This is a genomic window from Bradyrhizobium sp. JR3.5 (assembly GCF_054057015.1).
Window position 1 is genome coordinate 1,929,702 of the sequence record NZ_JBSRYV010000001.1, and the last position, 26,063, is coordinate 1,955,764.

At 64.4% G+C, this 26,063-nt stretch carries 22 protein-coding genes and 2 pseudogenes; 13 read left to right on the top strand and 11 right to left on the bottom strand.

Annotated features, from left to right (window positions below; genetic code table 11):
- The first annotated feature begins 15 nt into the window (after window positions 1–15).
- From pbpC to ACVWW1_RS09740, 5 genes and pseudogenes are all read left to right on the top strand, one after another.
- Window positions 16–2,124: a penicillin-binding protein 1C gene (pbpC, locus tag ACVWW1_RS09720; RefSeq protein ID WP_456655620.1), complete on the top strand. Its 2,109-nt coding sequence runs from the start codon at window positions 16–18 to the stop codon at window positions 2,122–2,124.
- Window positions 2,125–2,185: 61 nt separating this feature from the next.
- Window positions 2,186–3,933 (top strand): annotated as a pseudogene (locus ACVWW1_RS09725) (ArnT family glycosyltransferase).
- Window position 3,934: 1 nt separating this feature from the next.
- Entirely contained in the window at window positions 3,935–4,780 is an 846-nt protein-coding gene (locus ACVWW1_RS09730) for a phosphatase PAP2 family protein (protein ID WP_176531453.1), read from the top strand.
- Window positions 4,781–4,847: 67 nt separating this feature from the next.
- Window positions 4,848–5,624: a glycosyltransferase family 2 protein gene (locus ACVWW1_RS09735; RefSeq protein WP_456655621.1), complete on the top strand. Its 777-nt coding sequence runs from the start codon at window positions 4,848–4,850 to the stop codon at window positions 5,622–5,624.
- Window positions 5,624–5,962, top strand: a complete 339-nt coding sequence (locus ACVWW1_RS09740; protein WP_092114520.1) for a lipid-A-disaccharide synthase N-terminal domain-containing protein — start codon at window positions 5,624–5,626, stop codon at window positions 5,960–5,962. Before ACVWW1_RS09735 ends, ACVWW1_RS09740 begins: the two co-directional genes overlap by 1 nt.
- On the opposite strand, the gene ACVWW1_RS09745 is transcribed toward ACVWW1_RS09740, so the two are convergent.
- Window positions 5,963–7,648, bottom strand: a complete 1,686-nt coding sequence (locus tag ACVWW1_RS09745) for a Na/Pi cotransporter family protein (protein WP_176531452.1) — start codon at window positions 7,646–7,648, stop codon at window positions 5,963–5,965.
- A gap of 290 nt (window positions 7,649–7,938) precedes the next feature.
- Between ACVWW1_RS09745 and ACVWW1_RS09750 the strand changes: the two genes are divergently transcribed.
- Window positions 7,939–8,184, top strand: a complete 246-nt coding sequence (locus ACVWW1_RS09750) for a PilZ domain-containing protein (protein WP_021079298.1) — start codon at window positions 7,939–7,941, stop codon at window positions 8,182–8,184.
- A 139-nt stretch (window positions 8,185–8,323) separates the two neighbouring features.
- A complete protein-coding gene (locus ACVWW1_RS09755; protein WP_224924433.1) occupies window positions 8,324–9,148 on the top strand; it encodes a tetratricopeptide repeat protein in 825 nt (274 codons plus the stop codon).
- Window positions 9,149–9,175: 27 nt separating this feature from the next.
- Here ACVWW1_RS09755 and ACVWW1_RS09760 read toward each other — a convergent pair whose 3' ends face one another.
- The 5 genes from ACVWW1_RS09760 to metC all read right to left on the bottom strand — a co-directional run bounded on the left by ACVWW1_RS09760 (window position 9,176) and on the right by metC (window position 14,972).
- Complete coding sequence (locus tag ACVWW1_RS09760; protein WP_176531451.1) at window positions 9,176–10,444, bottom strand: AAA family ATPase; 1,269 nt, start codon at window positions 10,442–10,444, stop codon at window positions 9,176–9,178.
- The gene (locus ACVWW1_RS09765; protein WP_456655622.1) at window positions 10,441–11,184 is read right to left on the bottom strand and encodes a CpaD family pilus assembly protein; all 744 of its coding nucleotides are present in this window, start codon (window positions 11,182–11,184) and stop codon (window positions 10,441–10,443) included. Before ACVWW1_RS09765 ends, ACVWW1_RS09760 begins: the two co-directional genes overlap by 4 nt.
- 24 nt (window positions 11,185–11,208) lie before the next feature.
- Window positions 11,209–12,675 carry a type II and III secretion system protein family protein gene (locus ACVWW1_RS09770; RefSeq protein WP_207840021.1) on the bottom strand — a complete coding sequence of 489 codons (1,467 nt, stop codon included), beginning with the start codon at window positions 12,673–12,675 and terminating at the stop codon, window positions 11,209–11,211.
- 13 nt (window positions 12,676–12,688) lie between these two features.
- On the bottom strand, window positions 12,689–13,492 hold the full coding sequence (gene cpaB / locus ACVWW1_RS09775) for a Flp pilus assembly protein CpaB (RefSeq protein WP_456655623.1): 804 nt from the start codon (window positions 13,490–13,492) through the stop codon (window positions 12,689–12,691).
- Between the two features lie 283 nt (window positions 13,493–13,775).
- The gene (metC, locus tag ACVWW1_RS09780) at window positions 13,776–14,972 is read right to left on the bottom strand and encodes a cystathionine beta-lyase (RefSeq protein WP_456655624.1); all 1,197 of its coding nucleotides are present in this window, start codon (window positions 14,970–14,972) and stop codon (window positions 13,776–13,778) included.
- Between the two features lie 329 nt (window positions 14,973–15,301).
- Here metC and ACVWW1_RS09785 point away from each other — a divergent pair, with 329 nt between their 5' ends.
- Genes ACVWW1_RS09785 through ACVWW1_RS09800 form a run of 4 tightly spaced genes read left to right on the top strand, consistent with a single transcriptional unit; the run spans window position 15,302 to window position 19,817 of the window.
- Window positions 15,302–16,318, top strand: coding sequence for an amino acid ABC transporter substrate-binding protein (locus tag ACVWW1_RS09785; protein ID WP_176531446.1), 1,017 nt, complete (start codon window positions 15,302–15,304; stop codon window positions 16,316–16,318).
- Between the two features lie 24 nt (window positions 16,319–16,342).
- Window positions 16,343–17,548: an amino acid ABC transporter permease gene (locus ACVWW1_RS09790; RefSeq protein ID WP_456655625.1), complete on the top strand. Its 1,206-nt coding sequence runs from the start codon at window positions 16,343–16,345 to the stop codon at window positions 17,546–17,548.
- Complete coding sequence (locus tag ACVWW1_RS09795; protein WP_456655626.1) at window positions 17,545–19,065, top strand: amino acid ABC transporter permease; 1,521 nt, start codon at window positions 17,545–17,547, stop codon at window positions 19,063–19,065. Before ACVWW1_RS09790 ends, ACVWW1_RS09795 begins: the two co-directional genes overlap by 4 nt.
- Window positions 19,066–19,076: 11 nt before the next feature.
- Entirely contained in the window at window positions 19,077–19,817 is a 741-nt protein-coding gene (locus tag ACVWW1_RS09800) for an amino acid ABC transporter ATP-binding protein (RefSeq protein ID WP_029083902.1), read from the top strand.
- Window positions 19,818–19,925: 108 nt separating this feature from the next.
- On the opposite strand, the gene ACVWW1_RS09805 is transcribed toward ACVWW1_RS09800, so the two are convergent.
- The 5 genes and pseudogenes from ACVWW1_RS09805 to ACVWW1_RS09825 form a co-directional block, all read right to left on the bottom strand.
- Complete coding sequence (locus tag ACVWW1_RS09805) at window positions 19,926–20,960, bottom strand: cysteine synthase A (RefSeq protein WP_212314543.1); 1,035 nt, start codon at window positions 20,958–20,960, stop codon at window positions 19,926–19,928.
- 231 nt (window positions 20,961–21,191) lie between these two features.
- The gene (locus ACVWW1_RS09810) at window positions 21,192–22,436 is read right to left on the bottom strand and encodes a class I SAM-dependent methyltransferase (protein ID WP_456655627.1); all 1,245 of its coding nucleotides are present in this window, start codon (window positions 22,434–22,436) and stop codon (window positions 21,192–21,194) included.
- Window positions 22,426–23,019 carry a DUF1365 domain-containing protein gene (locus tag ACVWW1_RS09815; protein ID WP_456656645.1) on the bottom strand — a complete coding sequence of 198 codons (594 nt, stop codon included), beginning with the start codon at window positions 23,017–23,019 and terminating at the stop codon, window positions 22,426–22,428. Before ACVWW1_RS09815 ends, ACVWW1_RS09810 begins: the two co-directional genes overlap by 11 nt.
- 10 nt (window positions 23,020–23,029) lie before the next feature.
- Complete coding sequence (locus tag ACVWW1_RS09820; RefSeq protein ID WP_456655628.1) at window positions 23,030–23,230, bottom strand: DUF1365 family protein; 201 nt, start codon at window positions 23,228–23,230, stop codon at window positions 23,030–23,032.
- Window positions 23,227–24,580, bottom strand: a pseudogene (locus ACVWW1_RS09825) (NAD(P)/FAD-dependent oxidoreductase). The gene ACVWW1_RS09820 and the pseudogene ACVWW1_RS09825 overlap by 4 nt, the downstream one beginning before the upstream one ends.
- Before the next feature lie 23 nt (window positions 24,581–24,603).
- Between ACVWW1_RS09825 and ACVWW1_RS09830 the strand changes: the two are divergent.
- Complete coding sequence (locus ACVWW1_RS09830) at window positions 24,604–25,407, top strand: sigma-70 family RNA polymerase sigma factor (protein WP_456655629.1); 804 nt, start codon at window positions 24,604–24,606, stop codon at window positions 25,405–25,407.
- Window positions 25,404–26,054 (top strand): ChrR family anti-sigma-E factor, encoded by a 651-nt coding sequence (locus ACVWW1_RS09835; protein WP_456655630.1) that lies wholly within the window; start codon window positions 25,404–25,406, stop codon window positions 26,052–26,054. Before ACVWW1_RS09830 ends, ACVWW1_RS09835 begins: the two co-directional genes overlap by 4 nt.
- Window positions 26,055–26,063 lie beyond the last annotated feature (9 nt).

The window sequence follows — 26,063 nt, forward strand, 5'->3', positions numbered from 1 at the left end:
GCTGGCACGAAAGACATGGATGCCCGGGTCAAGCCCGGGCTTGACAAGCGTAGCGGTCGGTTGGTGCTTCGCATTGCCGACGCTGTTGCGATCGTGCTCGTCATGGTTGCTGCGGCCTTCGCCGCCTGGGTGGTCTCGCTCGGGCCGCTGCCGCTTGCGCAGGCGCAGCAGGTCTCGACGACGGTCATCGACCGCAATGGAAAACTGTTGCGCGCCTATGCAATGGCGGATGGACGCTGGCGGCTACCGGTCGACGCCAAGGCATCGGTCGATCCCACCTATCTGAAGCTGTTGTTCGCCTATGAGGACAAGCGCTTCTACGCGCACCACGGCATCGATCCGCTGGCGCTGTCGCGCGCCGGCTTCCAGCTGCTCACAAGCGGCCATATCGTCTCGGGCGGTTCGACGATCACGATGCAACTGGCGCGGTTGATCGAGCCGCGGCACCAGCGCTCGGTCTATGCAAAGCTGCGGCAGATGGTGCGCGCGGTTGAATTGGAGCGGCAGCTTTCGAAAGACCAGATCCTCGACCTCTACCTTGCGCTGGCGCCATTCGGCGGCAACCTCGAGGGCGTGCGCGCCGCCTCGATCGCCTATTTCGGCAAGGAGCCGAAGCGGCTCTCGCTCGCGGAGGCCGCATTGCTGGTTGCGCTGCCGCAATCTCCGGAGCGGCGGCGGCTCGATCGTTATCCGGACGCGGCCCACGCCGCGCGGGACCGCGTGCTCGACCGCATGGTCGAGGACGGCGCGGTGTCGAAGGACGACGCGGCGCAGGCCCGGGCAACGCCCGTGCCGAAGATGCGCAAGCAGATCCCGATCCTGGCGCCGCATTCGTCCGATCAGGCGATCGCGACGATGAAGGATGCGCCGGTCATCAAGCTCACGCTGGATGCCACCCTGGAACGGAACCTGGAGGCGCTGGCGCGCGACCGCGCCATCGCGCAGGGGCCGGACGTTTCGGTCGCGATCGTCGTGGTCGACAACGAGACGGGCGACGTGCTCGCGCGCGTCGGCTCGGCAGATTATTTCGACGAGCGGCGTGCCGGGCAGGTCGACATGACGCGCGCGGTGCGCTCGCCGGGCTCGACGCTGAAGCCGTTCATCTATGGCCTCGCCTTCGAAGACGGCTTTGTTCATCCCGACAGCCTAATCGAGGATCGGCCGATCCGCTTCGGCACCTATGCTCCGGAAAATTTCGACATGACGTTCCAGGGCACGGTGCCGATCCGCAAGGCGCTGCAATTGTCGTTGAACGTGCCGGCGATCGCGCTGCTCGACCGGGTTGGCGCCAGCCGGCTATCGTCACGGCTGAAGCAGGCCGGCACCAACCTAGTGCTGCCGAAGGACGAGGCACCAGGGCTTGCGATGGGCCTCGGCGGCGTCGGCATCACGCTGCAGGATCTCGCCCAGCTCTATTCCGGTTTGGCGCGGCTCGGTGCGACCAAGCCGCTGCGCGAGATCGTGCAGCCGAATGACGGCCGTGAAACGATGCGGCTGATGGATCAGGCCGCGGCGTGGCAGGTGGGCAATGTCCTGCTCGGCACACCGCCGCCGGAGAACGGCGTGCATAACCGGATCGCGTTCAAGACCGGCACCAGCTACGGCTATCGCGACGCTTGGTCGGTCGGCTTCGACGGTCGCATCACCATCGGGGTCTGGGTCGGTCGCCCGGATGGCGCGCCCGTGCCGGGGCTGGTTGGGCGCACGGCGGCTGCGCCAATCCTGTTCGATGCCTTTGCACGCACCGGGAAGATCCCGGCGGCGTTGCCGAAGCCGCCGCGCGGCGTGCTGGTCGCCTCCAACGCAAAATTGCCGCCGCCGCTGCGCCGGTTCCGGCCGCTCGGCGAACTGGTCCGCAGCGGCAACGACCAGGCGCCACACATCCAGTTTCCGCTGAATGGCTCACGCATCGACGTCGATCAATCCGAGGGCGGTCGTACAGCGATGCCGGTCAAGGTCGCCGGTGGGGTGCTGCCGCTGACGGTACTCGTGAACGGTGTCTCAGCCGGGGACATCGACAGCCGGCGGCAGCGGCTGATCGACCCGCCCGGGCCGGGCTTCGCGCGGCTCACCGTCATCGACGCCACGGGGGCAGCGGATACCGTTGTGATCCGCGTGCAATGATCGCGCGGGAAAGCGGAACAGCACGGTTGTTTGCGCTGCGGTTTCATCGTATGCGAAACCCATGGTGGATAGCCTCCAACCCCGGCGCTTCGGAGCAGGGCAACAGTCTGTAAAACCTGCGCATTCGAGCCGCAGGCTGTTCATGGCGTTCGAGTTCGCGACGGCCAGCCAATGGCGTTCGATTCTGTTCCTGACGCTGACCTGCCTGGTGCTGTTCCTGCCGGGCTTCTTCACCATCCCGCCGATCGACCGTGATGAGGTTCGCTTTGCCCAGGCGACCAAGCAGATGGTCGAGAGCGGCGACTTCGTCGATATCCGCTTCCAGGACGACGTCCGCTACAAGAAACCGGTCGGCATCTACTGGATGCAGGCGGCGGCGCTGAAGACGATCTCCGCGCTCGGGGTGCCGCGCGCCCAGGTCCGCATCTGGGTCTACCGCCTGCCGTCCCTGATCGGCGCCATCGGCGCCGTTTTGCTGACCTATTGGACAGCACTTGCCTTCGTGACGCGACAGGGAGCGGTGCTGGCTGCCTTGATGATGGCAAGCTGCGTGCTACTCGGAGTCGAAGCGCGGCTCGCCAAGACCGACGCGATGTTGTTGCTGACGGTCACAGCGGCGATGGGCGCGATGGCGCGGGTGTATCTGTCCTGGCAACGCGGCGAGGACCCGGCGCATCCATCGTGGGTGCCGCCTGCGATCTTCTGGACGGCGCTGGCGGTCGGCATCCTGCTCAAGGGCCCGCTGATCCTGATGTTCGTCGGCCTTGCCATGGCCGGGCTTGCTACCCTCGATCGATCGGCGGCCTGGTTCTGGCGCATGCGCCCGGTCTGGGGCCTGATGTGGACCCTGGTGCTGGTGCTGCCGTGGTTCGTGCTGATCTTCCTGCGCGCCGGCGAAACCTTCTTTGCCGACTCCGTCGGCGGCGACATGCTGAGCAAGCTCGGCGCACAAGAATCCCACGGCGCGCCGCCCGGGCTCTATCTACTGCTGTTCTGGATCACGTTCTGGCCCGGCGCGCCGCTCGCCGGCTTGGCGGCGCCGGCTGTCTGGCGTGCGCGGCGCGAGCCGGGTGCCCAGTTTCTGCTGGCCTGGTTGATCCCGTCCTGGATCGTGTTCGAGGCGGTGCTGACCAAGCTGCCGCACTACGTGCTGCCGCTCTATCCGGCGATCGCGATCCTGACCGTCGGCGGGCTGGAGCGGCGTGTGCTGTCGCGCTCCCCTTGGCTGTTGCGCGGCGCTGCCTGGTGGTTCGCTATCCCCGCGTTCGGCGCCGTGCTGGTGATCGTCGGCGCCATCAAGGCGATCCATCAGCCGGTGTTTCCGGCTTGGCCATTGTTCGCGGTGGCGATGGTGTTCGGCCTGATCGCCTGGTGGATGTTCGAGGATAGCCGCGCCGAGCGCTCGCTGCTCAATGCGGTGATCGCCGCGGCGCTGATGGCGGGCGCAACCTATGGCGTGGTGCTGCCGCGGCTCACCACCGTGTTTCCGAGCCAGGAGGTCGCGCGCGCGCGCTGCGCAACGTGACCTGCGTCGGCCCGAAGGCGGCGGCTGCCGGCTTCCACGAGCCGAGCCTCGTGTTCATGACCGATACCTCGACGCTGCTCACCGACGGATCGGGCGCCGCGGATTTCCTGGGGCAGGGCTCCTGCCGCTTCGCGCTGGTCGAACAGCGCTCCGAGCGCGCCTTCGTGCAACGCGCCGAGGCGATCGGCCTGCGCTACAACGCGCCGGTGCGGATCGACGGCTACAACATCTCGCAGGGCAAGGCCGTTTCGATCGCGATCTTCCGTTCCGAAGGGACGGAGTGACATGGCGGCGCCGCCAGCCACGGCGGAATCCGCCAACTATTTCGGACGATTGCTGACGCTGGTCTGGCTATCCTTTGCCCAGCTCGTGCGGGCACCGTCGCATTCGCGCCGGGCCGAGGCGGCGCGACGCTCCGCGCGCCACGCACTCCTGCTCGTCGTCGTCGTTGGCGCCGTCATCATCACGCTGATGTATGCGGTCGATGTCGCCGAGATCAGCCTGATGCCGCCACGCGGCACGCCGGGTCTCTGGTGGGTGAAGATACTCACCGATTTCGGCAAGGACGAGTATGTGCTGTGCGCGCTTGGCCTGCTGCTGATTGCGGTCGCCTTGGCGGCACCTGCGCTGCGCGGTGTGCCGCGCGCGACACTGCTCGGCCTCGGAACGAGGCTGCAATACCTGTTCCTGTCGGTCATGTTGTCGGTGGCGGTCGGTGAGCTGATCAAATGGATCGTCGGCCGCGGGCGGCCTTTTGTCGGCGGCAAGGCCAACGCGTTCAACTTCCAGCATTTCGCCGGCACCGAGGCCTATTCGAGCTTTCCGTCGGGACATTCGATCACCGCGCTTGCGCTGGCTTTCGCCGTGTCGGCGGTATGGCCACGCGCACGGGTCGCGATGCTGGTCTATGCGCTGATCATCGTCGCGACGCGGCTCGTGCTGCTGGCCCATCATCCGAGCGACGTGGTGGCCGGCGCGCTGGTCGGCGTGATCGGCGCAATGGCCGTGCGCTACTGGTTCGCCGCCCGCCGCCTTGGTTTCGCCATTGATCGCGATGGCACCGTGTTGGCGCTGTCAGGACCGTCGGAAGGGCGCCTTAAAAGGGTTGCGAGGAACGCCTTCGCCCCATAAAAGCGGTCGCCCGATGGCCGGATCGGGCGGGTTCCAGCCGCTGCCAACACCAACCACGAGTGCCGATTTGCCTGCTTCCGACCAGACGCCGGTCGCCGTTTCCATCGTCGTGCCCGTGCGCAACGAGGCGGACAATATCGCGCCGTTGATCGCCGAGATCGCGGCGGCGCTCGACGGACGCTGGGCCTACGAGATCGTCTACGTCAATGACGGCTCGACCGACGCCACCGGCGAACGGCTGAGCGCGATCATGGCGCAGCGGTCCAATCTCCGGCAGCTCCGCCACGCAGTCTCCTCGGGCCAGTCGGCAGCCGTGCGCAGCGGCGTGCGCGCCGCGCGCGGGGCGATCGTGGCAACGCTTGACGGCGACGGCCAGAACGATCCGACCTTCCTGCCCAACCTGATCGCGGCGGTCGAGAGCGGCAATGGCCGGGTTGGCCTCGCTGCGGGCCAGCGCGTCGGGCGCAAGGACACCGGCTTCAAGAAGCTGCAATCGCGGATCGCCAACGCCGTGCGTGGCATCATCCTGCGCGACGGCACCCGCGACACCGGATGCGGCCTGAAGGCGTTTCCGCGCGAGGTGTTTCTGGCGATGCCCTATTTCGACGGGCTGCATCGTTTCCTTCCGGCGCTGGTCCGCCGCGAGGGGCTCGCGATCGCCTATGTCGACGTCGTCGACCGCCCGCGCCATTCCGGCGTGTCGAATTATGGATTCTTCGACCGGCTCTGGATCGGGATCATGGATCTCGGTGGCGTGTGGTGGCTGATCCGCCGCAAGAAGCCGACGCCGGTCGTCACTGAAGTGACACGCACTGAAGTGCCTGATGTGACCGAGGTGAAGTGATGCTGATTCAGTTCGGCCAGGCGCTCAGCGCCTATTTCTACGAAGTGTTCATCGCCAAGTTCGACTTCTGGCTGGCGTTCGGCCTGATCGCGCAATTGTTCTTCACTGCGCGCTTCCTGGTGCAGTGGATTTCCAGCGAGCGCGCTGGCCAGAGCGTGGTGCCGATGGCGTTCTGGTTCTTCTCGATGGGCGGCGGTTTGATGACGCTGATCTACGGGTTCGCCAAACGCGAGCCTGTCATCATCATCGGGCAGGGCCTCGCGACGCTGATCTACATCCGTAACATCATGCTGATCGTGAAGAACCGCGGCAAGGCGTCGAAGACGCTCGACAGCTGATCAGCGGCCGGCCACCGGCGCAGCAACGTCGGTCGTCTCCGCGGTGCTCTCGCGATCGGCCGCGGTCTCGCCGGCGGCGTCGAGCACGGGATAGGCGACCGAGCAGATGTGCGAATGGATGCGGCGAAGGTCGCGCAACACGTCGAGATGCAGCGAGGTGGTCTCGATGGTCTCGGGCCGGCCTTCGCGCAGGCGCTCCAGATGGCGCTCGACGGCGGCAAGCTCGGCCGCGCGCAGCGCCGCCTTCTCGGTGAGCAGCTTGCGCGCCTCGGCGGCGTCGCCCGACATGAACACGCCGAACGCGAGCCGCAGCGAGTCGATCGTGCGCTTGTGGAACGCCGACAATTCCTCGGCGCCTTCGGCCGAGAATTGCAGGCGATGTTTGATCTTCTTGGTCGCGAGCTCGCTCAGATTCTTGTCGATGATGTCGCCGATATGCTCGAGATTGATCGCGAATGCGACGATCTCCATGGCGCGCTGACCTTCGCGCTCATCGAGGCTGCCGCGGGTAAGTTTTGTCACGTAAAGCTTGATCGCCTCGTTCAGCCGGTCGACGGTGTTGTCCATCTTCGACACCTGGTCGACCATTGCGCGATCGTTGGTCAGCATCGCCGTCATCACCTTGCGCAACATGGCCTCGGTGTGATCGCCCATATGCAGCACCTCGCGCGCGGCATCGGCCAGCGCGAGTGACGGCGTCTCCAGCGCGCTCTCGTCGAGATAGCGCGGCCGTGACGGATCGGTCTCCTGCGCCCGCTTGGGCAACAGGCGCTCGAGCAGACGCGCCATCTGGTCGAGCACCCCGATGAACAGCAGCGCGGTTGCAATGTTGAAGGCAATGTGGAACAGCGCGGTCGCCTTGGCGAGATCGGGCTGCCAGGCGTAAATATGCTCGGTGATCGGGCGCAGGAACGGCGCCACCAGCAGGATGCCGACGATACGGTTGACGAGGTTGCCGACCGGCAGCCGGTAGCTCGCCGGATTGTCGCGCCGCGCCCCCTCCATCAACGGATTGACGGCGCTGCCGAGGTTGGCGCCGAGCACAAGCGCGAACGCGGCATAGGGCGAGATGAACTGGGAGTAGGCCAGCGACATCACCAGCAGCACGCTGGCGACGCTGGAATGGACCAGCCAGGTCACGACCGCGCCGATCAGGATGCAGAGCACGGGATCGCCGGTGATCGCGTTCAGGAATACGCGCACGCCCGGGGCATTCTCGGCCGGCGCCATCGTATCGAGCAGGATATGCAGCGCGAGCAGCATCAAGCCGAGGCCGATCGAGACGCGGCCGAGATCCTTGATCCGGGAGCGCGGCCCGCTGCGGAATGCGACGAGGCCGACAATGAACAGCACCGGCGCCACGGCGGCGACGTTGAACGACAGCACCTGCACGATCAGCGTGGTGCCGATATTGGCGCCGAGCATGATCGCAAGCGCCGGCACCAGGCTGACGATCTCCTCGGCGGCGAAGGAACTGGTGATCAGGGCGGTCGCGGTCGAGCTCTGGAGCAGGGCAGTCAGGCCAAGGCCAGCGCCAAGCGCGGTGAAGCGGTTTTTCAGCGCCCGGGCCAGCAACAGCCGCAAATCGGGCCCGAAGGCCCGCAGAATCCCGCTGTGGACCATATGCAGGCCCCACAGCAGGAGTGCGACGCCCCCCATCAGATCAAGCAGAACAAGACTTCCCATACTTTCTGGATATCCCGGCAAATTCGAGTCGAAGGGGTCACGCTATCGCCAAATGACCTTGGATCAACCCCTTTTTGTTCCCGTTGGAACCGGCTTGTCGGAAGGGCCTGTAACGAGCGCGGCCGCCAAATGAGGCACTGAGGTCACTGGAGCCGGTAAACGAATCTCGAACATGACCGCTCAATTGCGATTGGTTCCGCTAGGCAGTTTCCAATCTTTCCCCGTTATGACGGTGGGAACGAGAAGCTGTCCAGCCGAGAAGCTATCCAGAAAAGGGCTTGGGGATCAGGATGTTTGTCAATCGCCGCAAGAGCGAACGCCGTGAGTGCCGGAGCGTCGCCAAAATTCAATTGGGCACAGGGTCGTTGCCTCGCGACTGCATGATCACCGATATCTCGGCCGGCGGCGTCAAGGTGATCGCTGAATATCTGGAGATTCCGCCGGAATTCACCATCATCCTGTCGAGCGGCAGTCCGCGTCAGTGCCGCCTAGCCTGGCGGATCGGGCACGAATTCGGCGCCCAGTTCGTCGACTGATCCAGCCGCCAGGCTGGCGGTTCGTGTCGCGTCCGGCACCGCTTCTGGGCCGGATGACGGCGAGATGATGGCATCCTTAACCGGAACTTAGGGTTAAGCTGTGAGCATCCCGGAACCTTCGCTGTTCCGAGTCTCCTTGATGTCTGACAAACTGCCCCGACCTTCAGGCCGCATGCACCGTCTCGCCGGCTCGGCATCTGCCGCGCTCCTGCTGATCGGGCTGTCCGCCTGTCAGACCTCAGGTCCGTCCGACATCACTGGGTCATTGGGCGATACGGCGGAATCCACGCCGGCCCCAGCCGACCCGCGGCGCGACATCGCGACCTATCACGAGCGCGTCCGCGCGAACCCCAAGGACACCGACTCCGCGCTGAAATACGCCCGGGCGCTGCGTGCCACCGGCCAGCGGGCGCAGGCGGTCGCGGTCATGGAGCAGGCGGTGCTGGCGCAGCCCAGCAACAAGGCGCTGCTCGCCGGCTACGGACGGGCGCTCGCCGACAACGGCAATTTCCAGCAGGCATTCGACGTGCTCGGGCGCGCCCACACCCCGGAAGACCCGGACTGGCGCATCCTGTCGGCGCAGGGTGCCGTGCTCGATCAGCTCGAGCGCCACGACGAGGCCCGCCAATATTACGCGAGCGCCCTGAAGATCGTGCCTGACGATCCATCGGTGCTCTCCAATCTCGGCCTGTCCTATCTGCTGTCGAAAGATCTGCCGAAGGCCGAGGAAACGCTGCGCCGGGCCCGGGATCGCGCGCCCGACGACATGCGGGTGCGCACCAATCTCGCTGTCGTGGTCGGCCTGCAGGGCCGCCAGGCCGAGGCTGAGACCATCATGAAGGCCGATCTGCCGCCCGATCAGGGATCAGCCAATGTCACCGCGCTGAAGCGGCTGTTGACGCGCAGGGATGCGAGCCGCAGCGATGCGGACAAGATCCCGGTCGCGGCCAGCCGCCGCGACTAGAGCGTTTTCACGCGAAAGTCTGGAAGGCTAGCCGGCGGCGCGGCGTCCATCGCTTCGACGCGACTGCAGCTTCCTGAGGATCGGCGACAGGAACGACTCGCGCGTCTCGGCGAGATCGGGGCGGCCGGTCAGGCGTTGCGCGATCTGCAGGAAGGTCTTGGTGGTGCGGTGACGCGCGGAGACTTCCGCGATCATCTGACCGTTGTTGGCGGCTTCACCGAACAACCTGCAATCGAACGGGATGGTCGCGATCGGCTGGCTCTCGATCGTCTTGGCGAAGTCCTTGACCTCGATCTCGGGGCGCTTCGACATGCCGACCTGGTTCAGGCAGTAGAGCGGCGGGCGGTCGTTCGGACGTGCGGTCCGCAACAGGTTCATCATGTTCTTGGTGTTGCGCATGTTGGCGAGGTCTGGCTCGGCGACGATCAGGATATCGTCGGCGCCGACCAGCACGCGTTTGGTCCAGGCGGTCCATTGATGGGGAACGTCAAGCACGATGCAGGATGTGGTCATGCGCATCGTATCGAAGATGGCATCGAAAGCTTCCGCGCCGAAATCGTAGACCTGGTCGAGCGTGGCCGGTGCCGCCAGCAGGCTGAGGTGATCGCCGCATTTGGCCAGCAGACGCTCCATGAAGGCACTGTCCGGGCGCTCGGGCGAGAACACGGCGTTGGCGATACCCTGTGTCGGATCCTGGTTGTAATCGAGGCCCGCGGTACCGAAGGCGAGGTCGAGATCGACCACGACCGAATCCAGCCCGAGGTCGCGCGCGATGGTCCAGGCGATATTGTGAGCAATGGTCGAGGCGCCGACCCCGCCCTTGGCGCCCGCGACCGCGATCAGACGGCCCACAGAGACTGCCTCCGAGGAGGAGAACAGGCCGCAGATCGAGCGCACGACGTCGAGCACCTTGACCGGCCCGATGACGTAGTCGTTGACGCCGCGCCGGACCAATTCGCGATATGGTGCAGTCTCGCCGGGCGTGCCGAGCACGACGACGCGGGTGCCGGGATCGCAGACCGTGGCGAGTTCGTCGAGACCGGCAAGCAAATCAATGTCCGGCTCGGTCTCCAGCATGATGACGTTAGGCGTCGGCGCCTTATGATAGGCGTCGATGGCGGCAGCGATGCCGCCCATATGGACGGAGAGGTGGGCCTTGGCGAGCCGGCGGTCTTCAGCGGCGGCGCGCGCCGTCGTGGCGGTCGCGACGCTGGCGCAGAACGCCTGCACGGAAATCCGTGGCGCCGGCGCGATGTGGTCGTTGACGTGCTGTGGCTCGTCTTGTTGTTCGGTCATTTCCCGGCGTCGCTCAGCTTGGCTCTATCGGCTTCAGGGTAGGTGGTCGCGGTCGACTCACCCTTGCCGTACTTCTGGAACGCGACCGACCGGCGCGGCGTGTAGGCTGCGGTTTCGGTCCGCGGCTGCACGAGGTCGGACGGATTGGCGACCATCGCAGCCAAATTGCTCTGCGTGGCGCAGCCGAAATTGTCCCACTGCTTGTTCTCGTTGTAGCTGGGATTGTAGATCGACGGACCAAGGTCGGCCGGCCACACGCCGCAGGGCCCGGCGACCGCGGCCATCTTCGGATAGCTGATGCGAATGGTCGGTAGCGCGCGCGGATCGTCGACGCGATAGGAACGCCGCGTGATCGCGTGGGCGGGCACGCCCATCGACGCCAGCATGCCGCGGATCTCCTGGTACACCGCCTGCGCCGAGCGCGCATTCGTGGTACCGGCCGGGACGTCGATTGCGATTGCGCCGGTGCCTTCGCGGCGCCAGGTGCGAGCCAGTCCCATGACGTCGTCGCGTTGCGTTTCGGTGAGATTGCCGCGGGCGCGGCCCACGAACACGACGATTGACTGCTCGCCCTCGGTGACGGCGATCGGATGCCGCTGCCGGTAGTCGTCGGGCACCGTGCCGGTCGTAATATTATCGCCGGTCAGATTGCAGCCGCCAAGCGCGATCGCGGTGGCGAGAAGGGCGCCGGACAGCGACAGCGTCCTCGCATGACCGGCTCGTGTTTTGCGTGTCATCATGGCATCCCCCATCCCTTCAACGCGTCAGTCGATGATGAAGCCGAAATTGACCGGCGTGGCGCCGATCGGCTCGGCACGGGCGGCAACGCCGTAGATGCGATTGACGCGCGCCAGCAGCGCCGACTGCGCGTCGGAGGCCGGGGCGAACCCGTCATCGGGACGCGACAATTCCTTCTGCGCAACGGCGCGCACAACATAGGGCGTCACGATGACCATGAGCTCGGTCTCGTTGTTGACGAAGTCCTGGCTCCTGAACAGCTGTCCGAGCACCGGGATCTGATCGACACCGGGCATTCCGTTGATGGCCTGCTTGGTCTGCTCCTGGATCAATCCCGCCATCGCGATCGAGCCGCCGGAGGGCACTTCCAGCGTGGTGTCGGCGCGGCGGGTCTTGATCGAGGGAATGGTCGTGCCGCCCTGGCCGCCGGTCAACGCGTTGTCCATCGAGACTTCGGAAACCTCGGTCATCACCTTCAGGCTGATGCGCCCCTCGGACAGCACCACCGGGGTGAAGTTGAGCGAGATGCCGAACTTCTTGAAGCTGACGGTCTGGACGCAATTCCCGATCGTGCCAGTCGACGAGGTCTGACAGGTGACGCCGGTCGGAATGGGAAACTCGCCGCCTGACACGAAGGTCGCGGACTCGCCCGAAATCGCCGTGAGGTTGGGCTCGGCCAGCGTCTTCACCACGCCCGCGCTCTCCATCGCGCGCAGCGTCGCGGTGACAGTCGGCACGCCGAGCTTGTTCAGGGCGGCGCCGGTCAGCACGTTGTTGGCGAGCGGTCCGTTGTTGGCGGTGAAGGCGTTGGTGTTGTTGAAGACGACCGCAGCGGTACCATAGTTCATGTTGGCACTGAGATCGACGCCGAGCTGCTTGACGACGTCGCGGCGCACTTCGGCGACGGTGACCTTCAGCATCACCTGGTCGCGGCCGCGCACCACGATGGAGTTGACAACCTTGTCGGCGCCGCCGACCAGCTTGGCTGCGATATCGCCGGCCTGCTGGGCCTCGACCGGGCTTGCCACCGTGCCGGTCAGCACCACGCTCTCACCGACGCCCTCGATCTGGACGCCCGGCAGCATCTGCTTCAGCGCGGCACGCATGCCGTTGAGATCGCGCTTGATCGCGATGTCGTAGGAGGCGACCTGGTTGCCGTCGGCGTCGAAGAAAACCACGTTGGTCTGGCCGACCGCCGCGCCGATGATATAGGCGCGCTGCGCCGAGCGGATCACGGCGTTGGCGATCTTGGGGTCGGCGACCAGGACGTCCTTGGCTTCGCGCGGCAGGTCGACCACCACCGACTTGCCGACGCCGAGCGAGACGAAGCGCGTCTTGGCGGCGATGCTGCTCGTCACCGCGACGTCCGCGTTCTTGTCGGGATCGGTCGCGCTGGCGAGGGCAGGGATCAGCATCAGGGCGGTGACCGCCGAGAATGACAGCGAGCGGACCAGTGTGGCCCGCGTCGCCAGTTGTTTTGCACCAATTGTCATATCGAAGCCCCCATCACTTCTGTGTCGTCTGAGAGCTCGGGATGCCGAAACGCACCACCCGGATGCTCTCGCCCCGCTTCGGGGCATGGTCTGTGGTCTCGTCGCTCTTCTCGTTGACGTCGGCGATGCTGCGCAGCGCCAGCGCCAGCGTGCCGCTCTGCCGTGCCCGCGCGAGCGTCTCGGCCTGTTCGGGCTTGAGCTCGAGGGTCACGGTCTTGCCGATGAGGGAGTTGTTGCCGTCCTTCTCTTTCGGCGCTTGGTCGATCGCCAGCACGCGGACGTTGGACAGCAAGATTTCGGTGGTGATGATGTCGCGGCTGCCCTGTTGCTGATCGGGATTCTTGTCGCGTCGCGACAGGATCACGTCGACGCGGTCGTTGGGCAGGATGAAGCCGCCGGCGCCGGTCTCCGGCGAGATTTCCGTGGAGATCGCGCGCATGCCGGTGGGCAGGATCGCGGCCATGAAGCCGCTGCCATTGGCCTTGACCAGTTTCTGCTCGCGGATCGGCTCGCCGACGATGAAGGGGGCGCGTGCGATCGAGCCGATGACGTCGTTCATGGCGTCGGCATTGGTGTCGTGGCGGATGAACGCGCTGCTTGCGGTTTCGGCCGGCCAGCGCTGCCATTGCACGTCTTCAGGCTTGACCGACTGACCGAGCCCGATATCGGACTTCGCCACCAGCACCTCGACGGTCGGCAATTGTACCATTGGCGGCGCTACCGGCGCCGGTTTGCGATCGCCAACGCTCGCGAGATACATGGCCGCGAGGCCTGCGACGCCGGCGATGCCGAGGACCACGATGCGTGCCGTCTTCATGCGATTGTCTGAATGCCCTTAACGCAGGGCAGTCACGTCCTTGCGGCACTGACAGCCCTTCCCGAGAGCATCAGTACGGCCGCAAAAGTATAAGGGAACTTGATGGAAGGTTCGGACAATTAAGGGTTTGGTGGGGATGGTGAACGGCGAGTTATCGGCGCCGTCGCATCTCCGCAGAATCCCGGAGATCGGGTATGCGCAACGCGTGCGACGTTAGTCGCAACGCGGCGTCTTGGCCGGTCGGTTGTGGTTAACATCGTCTAACGCAGCCGGCGTGGAAAGATCAGAGCGCGGCCTTCAACGCGGCAAAACCGCGATCGAGATCTGCCTTGAGGTCGTCGAGATTTTCGAGCCCGATATGCAGCCGCAGCGTCGGGCCACCCGGCGACCATTCGGTCGCGCTGCGATAGTCGCTGCAGTCGAACGGGATGGCGAGGCTTTCAAAGCCGCCCCAGGAAAAGCCCATGCCGAACAGCGTGAGCGCGTTGAGCATCGCATCGACCGCGGTCTGCGGCACAGGCTTCAGCGCGATGCTGAACAGGCCGGAGGCGCCGGTGAAGTCGCGCTTCCAGATCGCATGCCCGGGATCGGTCTCAAGGCCGGGGTGCAGCACACGAGCGACTTCGGGCCGCGCGCCAAGCCAGCGCGCGATCTCGAGCCCGGAGCGGTGATGCTGCGCCAGCCGCACCGACAGCGTTCGGACCCCGCGCAGCGCGAGATAGACGTCGTCCGGGCCGGCGCAGACGCCGAGCAGGCGGATCGCCTCCTGCACCAGCGGCCAGGCCTTTGCATTGGCCGAGATGGTGCCGAACATGATGTCGGAGTGGCCGCCGATATACTTTGTGCCGGCCTGCATGCTGATGTCGACGCCCTGTTCGAGCGAGCGGTGGTAGAGCGCCGTCGCCCAGGTGTTGTCGTCGATCATGAGCGCGCCGCGGGCATGCGCCACGGCCGAGATCGCGCGGACGTCGGGCATCTCGAAGGATTGCGAACCGGGCGCCTCGACCAGCACCGCGCGGGTATTCGGCTTGAACAGCGTCTCGATGCCGGCGCCGATCAGCGGATCGAAGTAGCTGGTTTCGATGCCGTAGCGCTTCAGCATGTTGTCGCAGAAATTGCGGGTCGGCCGATAGGCGTTGTCGCACACCAGCAGGTGATCGCCGGCCTTCAGCACGGCGAGCAGCGTGGTGCTGATCGCTGCCAGGCCCGACGGGGCGAGGCCGACGCCGGCGCATTGCGGGCCCTCCAGCGCCATCAGCACGTCCTGCAGCGCCCGCGTGGTCGGGCTGCCGTGGCGGCCATAGGTAAATTCGGCGCGATGGGCGTGGAGGTCTTCCGCGGTCGGATAGAGCACGGTCGAGCCGTGAAACACCGGCGGATTGACGAAGCCCTTCTGGGCCTTGGTGTCGCGGCCGGCCGTGACCAGGCGGGTCGCGGCGTCGTGCGGGCGGGAGGGCATGGAGCCGTCGGAGGAGGTCATGGTGTGCTGCCGTTAGATTTTAGACTTTTTGCCGCAGCCAGACCGCGTCGGGAAGACAGGGCCACGCCGGGAGGTGTTACTAACAAGAGGTAGAAGACGTGCGTCAACCCCTTGACCCGGCTCGTCAGTCGCTATGTGATGCGCCGCAACTACCAGTCGCCGCACGTTGAGGGGCCTGCCGCGACCTACGATCCGTTGCCTGGCCGGTTTACACGTCAAACTGACTGTCAGATCAGCATCTTTTGCTGCAAGGGATCATTGGGATGGCCCGTGAACGCGAGGCGATCACAAAGCAAAACGTCCAACGGACGACCCTGAAAGGCCTACCCATGAAACGCGTATCCCTGGCTGTCCTCCTTGCCGCTGCCGCTGCTTTGTCGGTCCAGTCCGCCTCGGCGCAAACCCTCAAGACGGTCAAGGACCGGGGCCAGCTGTCCTGCGGCGTCAGCCAGGGCCTGCCTGGCTTTTCATCACCGGACGACAAGGGGAACTGGACCGGGATCGACGTCGACGTGTGCCGGGCCATTGCCGCCGTGGTGCTCGACGACCCGACCAAGGTCAAGTTCGTGCCGCTGTCGGCCAAGGATCGCTTTACCGCGCTGCAATCCGGCGAGATCGACGTGCTGTCGCGCAACACCACCTGGACGGTGTCGCGCGACACCTCGCTCGGCGCCAATTTCACCGGCGTGACCTATTATGACGGGCAGGGCTTCATGGTGAAGAAGTCGCTCAAGGTCAATTCGGCGCTCGAACTGAACAGCGCTTCGGTCTGCGTGCAGACCGGCACCACGACGGAGCAGAACCTCGCCGACTTCTTCAAGGGCAACAACATGAAGTACGAGGTGATCGCATTCGGCAGCATCGACGAAGCTGTCAAAGCCTATGAGTCCGGACGCTGCGACGTCTTCACTGACGACGCCTCCGGGCTCTATGCCAGCCGTCTGAAGCTCGCGAACCCGGCCGATCACATCGTGCTCCCCGAAATCATTTCCAAGGAGCCGCTGGGGCCGATGGTGCGCCACGGCGACGACCAGTGGTTCGACATCGTGAAGTGGACGCTGTTTGCGATGATCAATGCCGAGGAGCTCGGCATCACCCAGAAGAATGTCGACACGATGCTCAAATCGGACAAGCCGGAAATGAAGCGGGTGCTCGGGACCGACGGCAATCTGGGTGAGCAGCTCGGCCTGACCAAGGACTGGGTGGTGCGCATCGTCAAGGCGGTCGGCAATTACGGCGAGACCTTCGAGCGCAATGTCGGCACCGGCTCGCCGCTCGGCATCGCCCGTGGCGTCAACAATCTCTGGAACAAGGGCGGGATCCAGTACGCGCCGCCGATCCGCTGATCGGTCCGGCCAACGGCTGCCGCGATGAGCATCGCGCCCCGCAAACCACCGCTGCAATTTACCCTCAGGCTGAAGCGTGCGCTTGGCGGCAAGACCGGCTGGAACGGATTAGTCGCCCAGATTGCCTTCGCCGCGGTCCTGGCCTGGATCGCCTACGAGATCGTGGCGAATGCGCGGACGAACCTGGAGACCCAGCACATTGCGTCGGGCTTCGGCTTCCTCAATTACAATGCAGGCTTTGACGTCAATCAGAGCCTGATCGCCTACAACAACTCCGACACCTACTGGCGGGTGTTCTTCGTCGGCTTGTTGAACACGATCCTGGTCTCGGTGATCGGCATTGTCTTTGCCACCGTGATCGGCTTCGTCGTGGCGCTGTGCCGGTTGTCGCCGAACTGGCTGCTGTCGCGGATCGGCGGCATCTACGTCGAGATCGTCAGGAACTTGCCGGTCCTGTTCCAGATCCTGTTCTGGTACCTCGCTGTGCTCGCGGCGCTGCCGGCCCCGCGGCAGAGCATCTCGATCCTCGGTACGTTCTTCCTCAACAATCGCGGCCTGATCGTGCCGCTGCCGGTCAGTGAGCCCGGCCTCTATCCGTTCCTGGCCGCGCTCGCGGTCGGCATCGTCGTGGCGCTGGGCTTGCGGCACCACGCGCGGCGCGCCCTGTTCCAGCGCGGGCAGATGATCCGGATCTGGCCCTATGTGCTGGGTTGCCTGATAGGTCTGCCGCTGGTCTCCATGCTGATCTTCGGCTGGCCGTTGAAATTCGAGCTGCCGCAGCTGAAAGGCTTCAACTTCGCCGGCGGCGCGCGGGTCATCCCCGAATTCGTCGCGCTGACGGTCGCGTTGTCGACCTATACGGCGGCCTTCATCGCCGAGATCGTCCGCGCCGGCGTTATGTCGGTCCACAAGGGACAGATGGAGGCAGGCTCGTCGCTCGGCCTCAGCCGCGCCGCGACGCTGCGCCTGATCGTGGTGCCGCAGGCGATGCGGGTCATCGTGCCGCCGCTGACCAGCCAGTACCTCAATCTCACCAAGAATTCGTCGCTGGCGGTGGCGATCGGCTATCCGGACCTTGTCTCGGTGTTTGCCGGCACCGCGGTTAGCCAGACCGGGCAGGCGATCGAGATCATCGCCATGACGATGGGCGTCTACCTGCTGCTCTCGCTCGCGACGAGCGCGCTGATGAGCGTCTATGGCTGGCGCATCAACCGGAGCATGGCGGCATGACCGATCTGTCCGCCCCGTCCTTTGTCCGGCAGGATCTGGTCGCCGAGCGTGCGGCGCCGGCCAACACCACCGGCTTCATCGGCTTAGTACGAACGCGGCTGCTGAATTCGCCGGGCAACATCCTGCTCACGATCCTCGGGCTATTGCTGGCCTGGTACATCGTTGTCCCGACGATCAAGTTCCTGCTGGTCGACGCGGTCTGGGCCGGCAAGGATCGCACCGCTTGCCTCGCCGAAAAGGCGGGGCACGAGGTCGGTGCCTGCTGGCCCTATATTGAGGCCAAGCTGACGCAGCTGATCTATGGCTTCTATCCGGAAGCGCAGCGCTGGCGGGTCAATCTGACCTATGGGCTCGGCGCCGCGTTGTTGCTGCCGCTGCTAATGCCGCGCCTGCCGGCCAAGGGCATCAACTCCGGCCTGTTTTTCTTCGCATTTCCGGTGGTGGCGTTCTTCCTGCTGCATGGCGGCGGCATCGCGGGCTTCGGCGTGAGCTGGACCGCCGGCGTATTGCAGCTGTTCGAGCAGAGCGTTGGCGGCGCCGGCGATCTGCTGGTCAATCTCAGCAAGAGCTCGGCGATCGCCCCGCTGCCGTGGGCACTGGGCAAGGTGCTTGTCCTGGTCGGCTTTCTGATCCATTGGCTGATCTTTCCGCTGACCTGGCTGCGCGACCAGTTGCAGCTCTCGTCGCTGCCGGTCTGGGGCGATTTCCTGGTCACTGCCGTGGTCGTCTCCGCCGTGCTGTTTGTGCTCGGAGGCGGCATGCGGACCGGCCGCAGAGCGCTGATCGGCAGCCTGCTGACGTTTGCCGGGATAGGCGTTGGCATCAAGCTGATGGGGCTCGATCGCGGCGGCTTTCCCATCGTCGACACGCGACTGTGGGGCGGGCTCCTGGTGACGCTGGTGATCGCGATCACCGGCATCGTTGCCTCGATGCCGATCGGGATTGCGCTTGCGCTCGGCCGTCGCTCCAGCATCCCGCTGATCCGGATCTTCTCGATCGCCTTCATCGAATTCTGGCGCGGCGTGCCGCTGATCACGGTGCTGTTCTTCGCGACCTACATGCTGCCGCTGTTCGTGCCGGGCAATTTCGCCGTCGACGGCCTGTTGCGTGCCCTGATCGGCGTGGCGATCTTTACCGGCGCCTATATGGCCGAGGTGATCAGGGGCGGGTTAGCCGCGGTGGCGCGCGGGCAGGCGGAGGCCGCATCGGCGCTCGGCCTGTCCTGGTGGAAGACGACGTCGCTGATCGTGCTGCCGCAGGCGCTGCGCTACGTCATTCCCGGCATCGTCAACAGCTTCATCTCGCTGTTCAAGGATACCTCGCTGGTGTCGATCGTGGCGCTGTTCGATCTATTGGGTTCCCTGCGGGCATCGTTCTCCGACCCGAACTGGTCGACGCCGACGACGGCCTTTACCGGCTTCGCCTTTGCGGGAATGATCTATTTCGTGTTCTGCTTCGGAATGTCGCGCTACTCGCTGTTCGTCGAACATCGGCTCAACGCTCACCGCCGCCACTGAACAAGGTCACCATGTCCACAACCCCGATCGTCAACATCTCCACGCTCAACAAATGGTACGGCGACTTCCACGTGTTGCGCGACATCAACCTTGAGGTCGGCAAGGGCGAGCGTATCGTGATCTGCGGCCCGTCCGGCTCGGGCAAGTCGACCCTGATCCGCTGCATCAACGCGCTGGAGGAATTCCAGGAAGGCGAGATCGTGGTCGACGGCATCGAGCTCGGCCCGAACCTGCGCCGGGTCGACGAGGTGCGGCGCGAGGTCGGCATGGTGTTTCAGAGCTTCAACCTGTTCCCGCATCTCACCGTGCTCGACAATTGCACGCTGGCGCCGATCTGGGTGCGCAACATCCCGAAGAAGGATGCCGAGGCGGCCGCGATGAAGTTCCTCGAGCGGGTCAAGATCCCGCATCAGGCCAACAAGTTTCCCGGCCAGATGTCGGGCGGTCAGCAGCAGCGCGTCGCGATCGCCCGCGCGCTGACCATGAACCCGAAGGTGATGCTGTTCGACGAGCCGACTTCGGCGCTCGACCCGGAAATGGTCAAGGAGGTGCTCGACACCATGGTCGATCTCGCCAGGGAGGGCATGACCATGCTGGTCGTAACCCACGAAATGGGCTTTGCCCGCGAAGTCGCCAACCGTGTCGTGTTCATGGACGCCGGTCAGATCATCGAGTCGAACACGCCGCAGGAATTCTTCGCCAACCCGCAACACGCGCGGTCGAAGCTGTTCCTGAGCCAGATATTGCGGTGATTTACGCTGTCATTGCGAGCGGGCGAAGCAATCCAATCATCCGCATCGGAAGCATGGATTGCTTCGTCGCAATAGCTCCTCGCAATGACGTCTGCGGGACGTCGTTCGTCAAACGAACGGCAGCTCGATCTTGCTGCGCTTTTCCAGCCATTCCGGGACCGGCAGGTTCTTCGAACGCATGAAGGCCGGGTTGAACAGCTTGGACTGATAGCGGTTGCCGGAGTCGCAGAGAATGGTGACGATGGTCTTGCCGGGGCCGAGCTGCTTGGCGAGTTGGATCGCACCCGCGATGTTGACGCCGGTCGAGCCGCCGAGGCACAGGCCTTCGTGCTCCAGCAGCTCGTAGATGATGGTCACGGCTTCCTCGTCGGAGACCAGGAACGCATCGTCGACGTTCGCTGTCTCGATCACCGGCGTCTTGCGTCCGAGGCCGATGCCTTCGGTGATCGAGTCACCCGGCGTCGATTTGACCTGGCCGTTCTTGAACAGCTCGTACATCGCGAAACCGTGCGGATCGGCACAGGCGGTGACGATGTCCTTGTTCCTTTCCTTCAAATATCGGCTGATGCCGGCGAGCGTGCCGCCGGTGCCGACCGAGCAGATGAAGCCATCGACCTTGCCGTTGGTCTGCTGCCAGATCTCCGGTCCGGTCGAGTCGTAGTGCGCCTTGGGATTGTCGAGGTTGTTCCACTGGTCGGCGAACAGCACGCCGTTCGGCTCGGTCTTGCGCAGCTGCTCGGCGAGACGCCTGCCGAGATGCTGATAGTTGTTCGGATTGGAGTAGGGCAGCGCCGGCGCCTCGACGAGCTCGGCCCCGCACAGGCGCAGCATGTCCTTCTTTTCCTGGCTCTGCGTCTCCGGAATGACGATCAGGGTGCGGTAGCCCCGCGCACTGGCTACGACCGCAAGTCCGATGCCGGTATTGCCCGCGGTCGATTCGACCACGAGCCCGCCGGGCTTCAGATCGCCGCGCTTTTCGGCCTCCAGGATCATCCCCTTGCCGGCGCGATCCTTCACCGACTGGCCGGGATTCATGAATTCGGCCTTGCCGAGAATGGTGCAGCCGGTCAGTTCGGATGCGCGTTTCAGCTTGATGAGGGGGGTGTTGCCGATCGCTTCAATGACGTCTTTGTTGAATGCCATGTCGGGGTAATCTTTTGCCGGTCGGTGTTTTGCTCTGGCCGGAAACTAGTGCGCAGATGACAAAAGGGGAAGGCTTTTGCAGTGCGGCGAATTTCGCGCGGCGGTCTGCGTTAACCAGTCGGCCGTTCGGGGGATGACACGCTGGAAAGATCGTTTTGAAAATCCGCTGCGATTTGGCCAAATCTTGCTGCCAATCGGCGCACCGCGTCAGATTCGGACGACACGGTGAGTTCAAGATGGTCGTTCGATCTTGTACAGCCCCACATTGAGTGCGCCGATTTCAAAGCCGAGCCTGCAATAGGCCAGATAATACTCCCACATCCGCTTGAAGCGGACATCGAAGCCGAGGGCTTCGATCGATGGCCAGGCGTCACGGAACCGATCGCGCCAATCGGCCAGGGTGCGCGCATAGCTGGCAGCGAAGAACTCAGTGGAAACCAGCCGAAGTCCGGAATTGTCGACAAGTTGTTCGATGATCTCGACGGTCGGCAACATTCCGCCCGGAAAAACGTATCGCTGGATGAATTCCGGCCGCCTGCGATAGCTCTCGAAGCGACGTTCGTCGATCGTGATCACCTGCAGCAACGCGATGCCGCCGATTTTTTTATCGAGCCGTTGCCGCAGATTGTCGAAAAACAGCGGCCAGTACGCCTCGCCGACCGCCTCCAGCATCTCGATCGAGACGACACGATCAAACGTACCGTTGGTATCGCGATAGTCCTCCAGGCGTAGAGTTGTTCTGTCGGCGAGATCCCGCTCGGCGAGTTGCTCACAAGCGTAGCCAAGCTGTTCAGTCGACAGTGTCAGGCCGGTGACGTGATGGGCGCCCCGTTCGACAAGATGCCGTGCCAACGCGCCCCAGCCGCAACCGATCTCGAGAACCCTCTCGCCGCCGTTGAGATCGAGCAGTTCGGTGACCCGATCGAGCTTGCTCTGTTGGGCTTGCGCGAGCGTCTGGTGTGGCGAGGTGTAGATCGCCGATGAATAGGTCATGCTCGGGTCGAGCCAGAGGCGGTAGAAATCATTGCCGAGATCGTAATGGGCGCGAATGTTGCGCCGGCTGCCACGCCTGGTATTGCGATTGAGCAGGGCATGACGAAGCCAGTTGAGAGGCTGCGGCGGCCTCAGACGCTCGAACGAGGGGGCGCGGGCCGAACGCGGCGCAGCCGCGCTCAGGAACGAGTAGACGTCGGGCGTCGACCATTCACCGGCAAGGAAGCCTTCGGCAAAACCCAGATCACCGCCGATGAGCAGCCGCAGCAGGCATTTCCAATCATGAATCCTGACATGTGCCTGCTGCTCGCACCGCATGCCGGAGATCACAATGCCGCGCCCACTTGGCGTCTGGAGCAGGATTTCGCCGCAATCGATACGGCGCAACATTCGCCGCAGCAAACTCCCGACAGTCGCGCGCAGCATTGGCGGCCATTCGACGGGCTGCGGGCCGGGGACGGTCTGCGGGTGGTCAGAGTGCATGCGAGTCAATCCGCTGCTGGGGTGAAGGGGGCACGGACGTGATCCCGTGCGGGGAGCGTTGCGGGCGCCTGCGCAACCGCAAGCCCTTCGACCAAAGCCGCAACGCTTCCCAATGAATCGCCAGGATCACCTTGACCGTAACCAGGGGAACCGCAATGAAGTTGTGCAACAGCGCTAGATCGCTGAGTTCGTGGCGTGACGCCGTCAGGCACGCGCCGAGCACTGTTTCTCCGCTCTCGCTTGCGCTGATACCGAGCGCAAAATGTTCGCCCGGCTGATTCAGCCGGAAGTGATAGGACACGTCCATGTCCATGAAGGGAGACACATAGAAGGCCTTGCCGCAGTCATGCCGAATGGTGCCGGCACCGGCCGCGACCGACGCCACATAGGCGTGGCGTTCGCCGAACGTGTTGTGAACCTGATAGATGATCGCGGCGAGCTGGCCGTCATGTCGGTGGCAGAAATAGATGCTGAGCGGATTGAAGCTGTAGCCGAGGGTTCGAGGCATGCAGAAGAGCCGGATCGGCCCTCCGGCGATATCGATCCCTGCCTGCATCAGGCAACGTTCGGCCTGCAGGCGCAGTGGCGTCGCGCTACCGTCGCCGTGATCGGCATCGTGAAGTGCAAAGCAGGTTGAATCTGTTGCGGGAGAACAGCCGCAAACGGGAGGCGAGCAGGGGTATCTCGTCGAGATCGAGCAGCAACCAGAACGTACGATAGCGGAAGCGATGCGTGGTAGGCCGCAGCCGCCGATGCATCACGCTGCCGCGATAGAGGCAGGAGCGGAGCATCATGGTTGCAGCTCCGGTTCGGGCAACGACCTGGCGCCCGCGGTGAGCGCTATGCGTCCGGATTCGTCGGACACGGTCCACGGCCGCCGCACGCCTCCTAGCTGTTCGGCGACCGCAAGCCCTGATTGCAGCCCGTCTTCGTGGAAGCCGGCACCAAAATGCGCGCCGCAGAACCAGGTGTTTTTCTGACCTTGCAGCGACCAGAGCCGGCGCTGTGCGGCGATTGCGGCGGCATCGAAGATCGGGTGCTCGTAGACCTCCGTGTGATGCAGCGTGTCGCTGTGTGGCGGATGCGCCGGATTGAGCGTGACGAAGAGCGGCAAATGCTGGGGAATAGTTCTGGAGCCGGTTCATCCAATAGGTGACGCCGACCGGCGCGGCGACGTTGTCGCGCGATCCGACATAATTCCAGCTCGACCAGGCCGGTCTGCGTCGGGGCATGAATCTGGGATCGGAGTGGAGTACGGTTAGGTTGCGGGTATAGCGGAACGCGCCGAGCAGTTCGGCCTCATCGGGCGTCGGGTCATCGATCGTCGACAATGCCTGATTTGCGTGTGTTGCCAGCACGACGTGATCGTACGGCTGCGTTTCGCCATGAACATCCATGACCAGGACGCGGCCGGGCGATCGGCGTATCCCGACCACGCCGCAGTCGAGCCTGATCCGGTCCGCGAAAGGCTGGACCAGCCGCTGCACATAGACCTGGCTGCCGCCGATCACGGTTTCCCATGGCGGCCGCCTCGTCAATTGGAGCAGCCCGTGATTGTGATGGAAGCGAATGAACGTGGCCGCGGGAAAGGCGAGAATTTCATCCGGAGGCGCCGACCAGATGGCGCTTGCCATCGGTAGCAGGTGGTCGTCGCGGAACGCTGAGCCATAACCACCTTGCACGAGATAGTCGCCGAGGCTGATCGTCTCGTCGCTCAGCCGTGCCGCGTCGCGTGTCGCGCGATTATAGAACCGGACGAGGTCGCGCAGCATCGACCAGAAGCGCGGGCGCAGGAGGTTGCCGGGCTGCGCCAGCAGACCCGAGAGGCCGGTCCCGGAATATTCGAGATTGCCGCGGTCGAGCGAGACCGACAGCGACATCTCCGATGCTTGTGTAGGGACGTCGAGATGCCGGAACAGCGCAGCGAGATTAGGGTAGGTGTTCCGGTTGAACACGATGAAGCCGGTATCCACGGCAACGCGTTCGCGCCCGATGGACGCTATCACGGTGTTGGAATGCCCGCCGATCCGATCGGACTTCTCGTAAACAGTCACATCGTGGCGCTGGCTGAGCAGCCAGGCAGCCGAGAGGCCGGAAATGCCGGTCCCGATCACGGCTATGTTCAATCGGCCGTCGCTGCTCAACTACAATCCCTCAGCGGCACACAATGCGCCGGCCGATTGCGCGGGCGGCGTCATGGACGGAAACGACGGATATTGCGGGTTGGATCACCGGCAGTGATCCAACCGCGGCCGGATGGCGTTTCCGTTGCATGAATGCAGCCGCCGCTCGACATGTCTCCGGGATCATCGGTCTGGTCAGGCCCGACGCGATCCGGTATTGCGGTCGCAGAGCTGTCAGTAATTGGGAGTGCCCGCGCGGCATGCTGAGTGAAACTCCCGAAAATGGGACGTCGGATGCCGCCAAATGGGCCCGGCTGATCAAAGCCGTTGCTGTTCGCAGAGACCGCGAGGCCTTCGCGGCGTTGTTTCGGCATTTTGCGCCGCGCATCAAGACGTTCATGAAGCGCTCCGGTGCGAGCGAGCAGCTTGCCGACGAACTGGCGCAGGAGGCCTTGTTCGCAGTGTGGTCGAAGGCCAGCCTGTTCGATCCCAGCAGCGCTGGTGCCGCAGCCTGGATATTTACGATCGCGCGAAATCTCCGCATCGACGCGCTCCGTCGTCAGAAACGAACCCCGACGATCGATACGTCCCAGACGGAACTCGAGTTTCAGCAAGATGAGGGACCACTGCCCGACGCCGGGGTGGCGGCATCTGAAATCGAGACGCGGGTTCGCGATGCGCTGTCTGCGCTGCCGGACGAGCAGATGCGGGTGATCGAACTATCTTTCTTTCACGAAACAGCCCACGCGGAGATCGCGAGGGCGCTCGATATCCCGCTCGGCACCGTCAAATCACGCTTGCGGCTGGCAATGGTCCGGCTGCGCAGCTTGCTGGATGACTTCTCATGACCGTCCATCATCACCCCCCGGACGAGTTGTTGGCGATGTTCGCAGCCGGCACGGTCGACCTCGGTCAGCATATTGCAGTTGCCACCCATCTGGTCGGCTGTGCGAAGTGCCGTGCAGTGGTACGCGAGATGGAGCATGTCGGCGGCGCGATGCTGACTGGATTGCCGCCGACCGCGATGTCGGACGGAGCGCTCGCGGCAGTGGCCCGCAGGCTGGACGAGACCTCGCGGACATCCGCGCCGGAGCGGCGCCGGGGGCGGGCATTCCGCGACGTACCGGGTTTGCCGAACTTTTTGGACAGCTATCCCGATAGTTCGTGGAGATGGATCGCACCAAAGGTGCATTTGCGGCCGATCCGGCTGCCCGAGCCGAGCGCGACGCGCGTCTTTCTCCTGAAATCCAGCCCGGGAACGCGGATGATCGAACACACGCACACCGGCTTTGAAATGACCTGCGTGCTGTCAGGAAGCTTCGTCCATGCCGGCGGCCATTTCGGGCCCGGAGATTTCGACTTTGGCGACGGCGCGGTGGATCACGACGTCAGGATCAGTTCGACAGAGGACTGCATCTGCCTGGTCGCAATGCAGGGAGATTTGAAGCTCAACGGGATGATCGGCCGTCTATTGCAGCCGTTGATCCGCATGTGACGGTCGCTC

Coding starts and splice junctions, on each gene's coding strand:
- pbpC (WP_456655620.1), top strand. CDS start 16: ATGGATGCCCGGGTCAAGCCCGGGCTTGACAAGCGTAGCGGTCGGTTG.
- ACVWW1_RS09730 (WP_176531453.1), top strand. CDS start 3,935: ATGGCGGCGCCGCCAGCCACGGCGGAATCCGCCAACTATTTCGGACGA.
- ACVWW1_RS09740 (WP_092114520.1), top strand. CDS start 5,624: ATGCTGATTCAGTTCGGCCAGGCGCTCAGCGCCTATTTCTACGAAGTG.
- ACVWW1_RS09745 (WP_176531452.1), bottom strand. CDS start 7,648: ATGGGAAGTCTTGTTCTGCTTGATCTGATGGGGGGCGTCGCACTCCTG.
- ACVWW1_RS09750 (WP_021079298.1), top strand. CDS start 7,939: ATGTTTGTCAATCGCCGCAAGAGCGAACGCCGTGAGTGCCGGAGCGTC.
- ACVWW1_RS09755 (WP_224924433.1), top strand. CDS start 8,324: ATGTCTGACAAACTGCCCCGACCTTCAGGCCGCATGCACCGTCTCGCC.
- ACVWW1_RS09760 (WP_176531451.1), bottom strand. CDS start 10,444: ATGACCGAACAACAAGACGAGCCACAGCACGTCAACGACCACATCGCG.
- ACVWW1_RS09765 (WP_456655622.1), bottom strand. CDS start 11,184: ATGATGACACGCAAAACACGAGCCGGTCATGCGAGGACGCTGTCGCTG.
- ACVWW1_RS09770 (WP_207840021.1), bottom strand. CDS start 12,675: ATGACAATTGGTGCAAAACAACTGGCGACGCGGGCCACACTGGTCCGC.
- cpaB (WP_456655623.1), bottom strand. CDS start 13,492: ATGAAGACGGCACGCATCGTGGTCCTCGGCATCGCCGGCGTCGCAGGC.
- metC (WP_456655624.1), bottom strand. CDS start 14,972: ATGACCTCCTCCGACGGCTCCATGCCCTCCCGCCCGCACGACGCCGCG.
- ACVWW1_RS09785 (WP_176531446.1), top strand. CDS start 15,302: ATGAAACGCGTATCCCTGGCTGTCCTCCTTGCCGCTGCCGCTGCTTTG.
- ACVWW1_RS09790 (WP_456655625.1), top strand. CDS start 16,343: ATGAGCATCGCGCCCCGCAAACCACCGCTGCAATTTACCCTCAGGCTG.
- ACVWW1_RS09795 (WP_456655626.1), top strand. CDS start 17,545: ATGACCGATCTGTCCGCCCCGTCCTTTGTCCGGCAGGATCTGGTCGCC.
- ACVWW1_RS09800 (WP_029083902.1), top strand. CDS start 19,077: ATGTCCACAACCCCGATCGTCAACATCTCCACGCTCAACAAATGGTAC.
- ACVWW1_RS09805 (WP_212314543.1), bottom strand. CDS start 20,960: ATGGCATTCAACAAAGACGTCATTGAAGCGATCGGCAACACCCCCCTC.
- ACVWW1_RS09810 (WP_456655627.1), bottom strand. CDS start 22,436: ATGCACTCTGACCACCCGCAGACCGTCCCCGGCCCGCAGCCCGTCGAA.
- ACVWW1_RS09820 (WP_456655628.1), bottom strand. CDS start 23,230: ATGATGCTCCGCTCCTGCCTCTATCGCGGCAGCGTGATGCATCGGCGG.
- ACVWW1_RS09830 (WP_456655629.1), top strand. CDS start 24,604: ATGCGCCGGCCGATTGCGCGGGCGGCGTCATGGACGGAAACGACGGAT.
- ACVWW1_RS09835 (WP_456655630.1), top strand. CDS start 25,404: ATGACCGTCCATCATCACCCCCCGGACGAGTTGTTGGCGATGTTCGCA.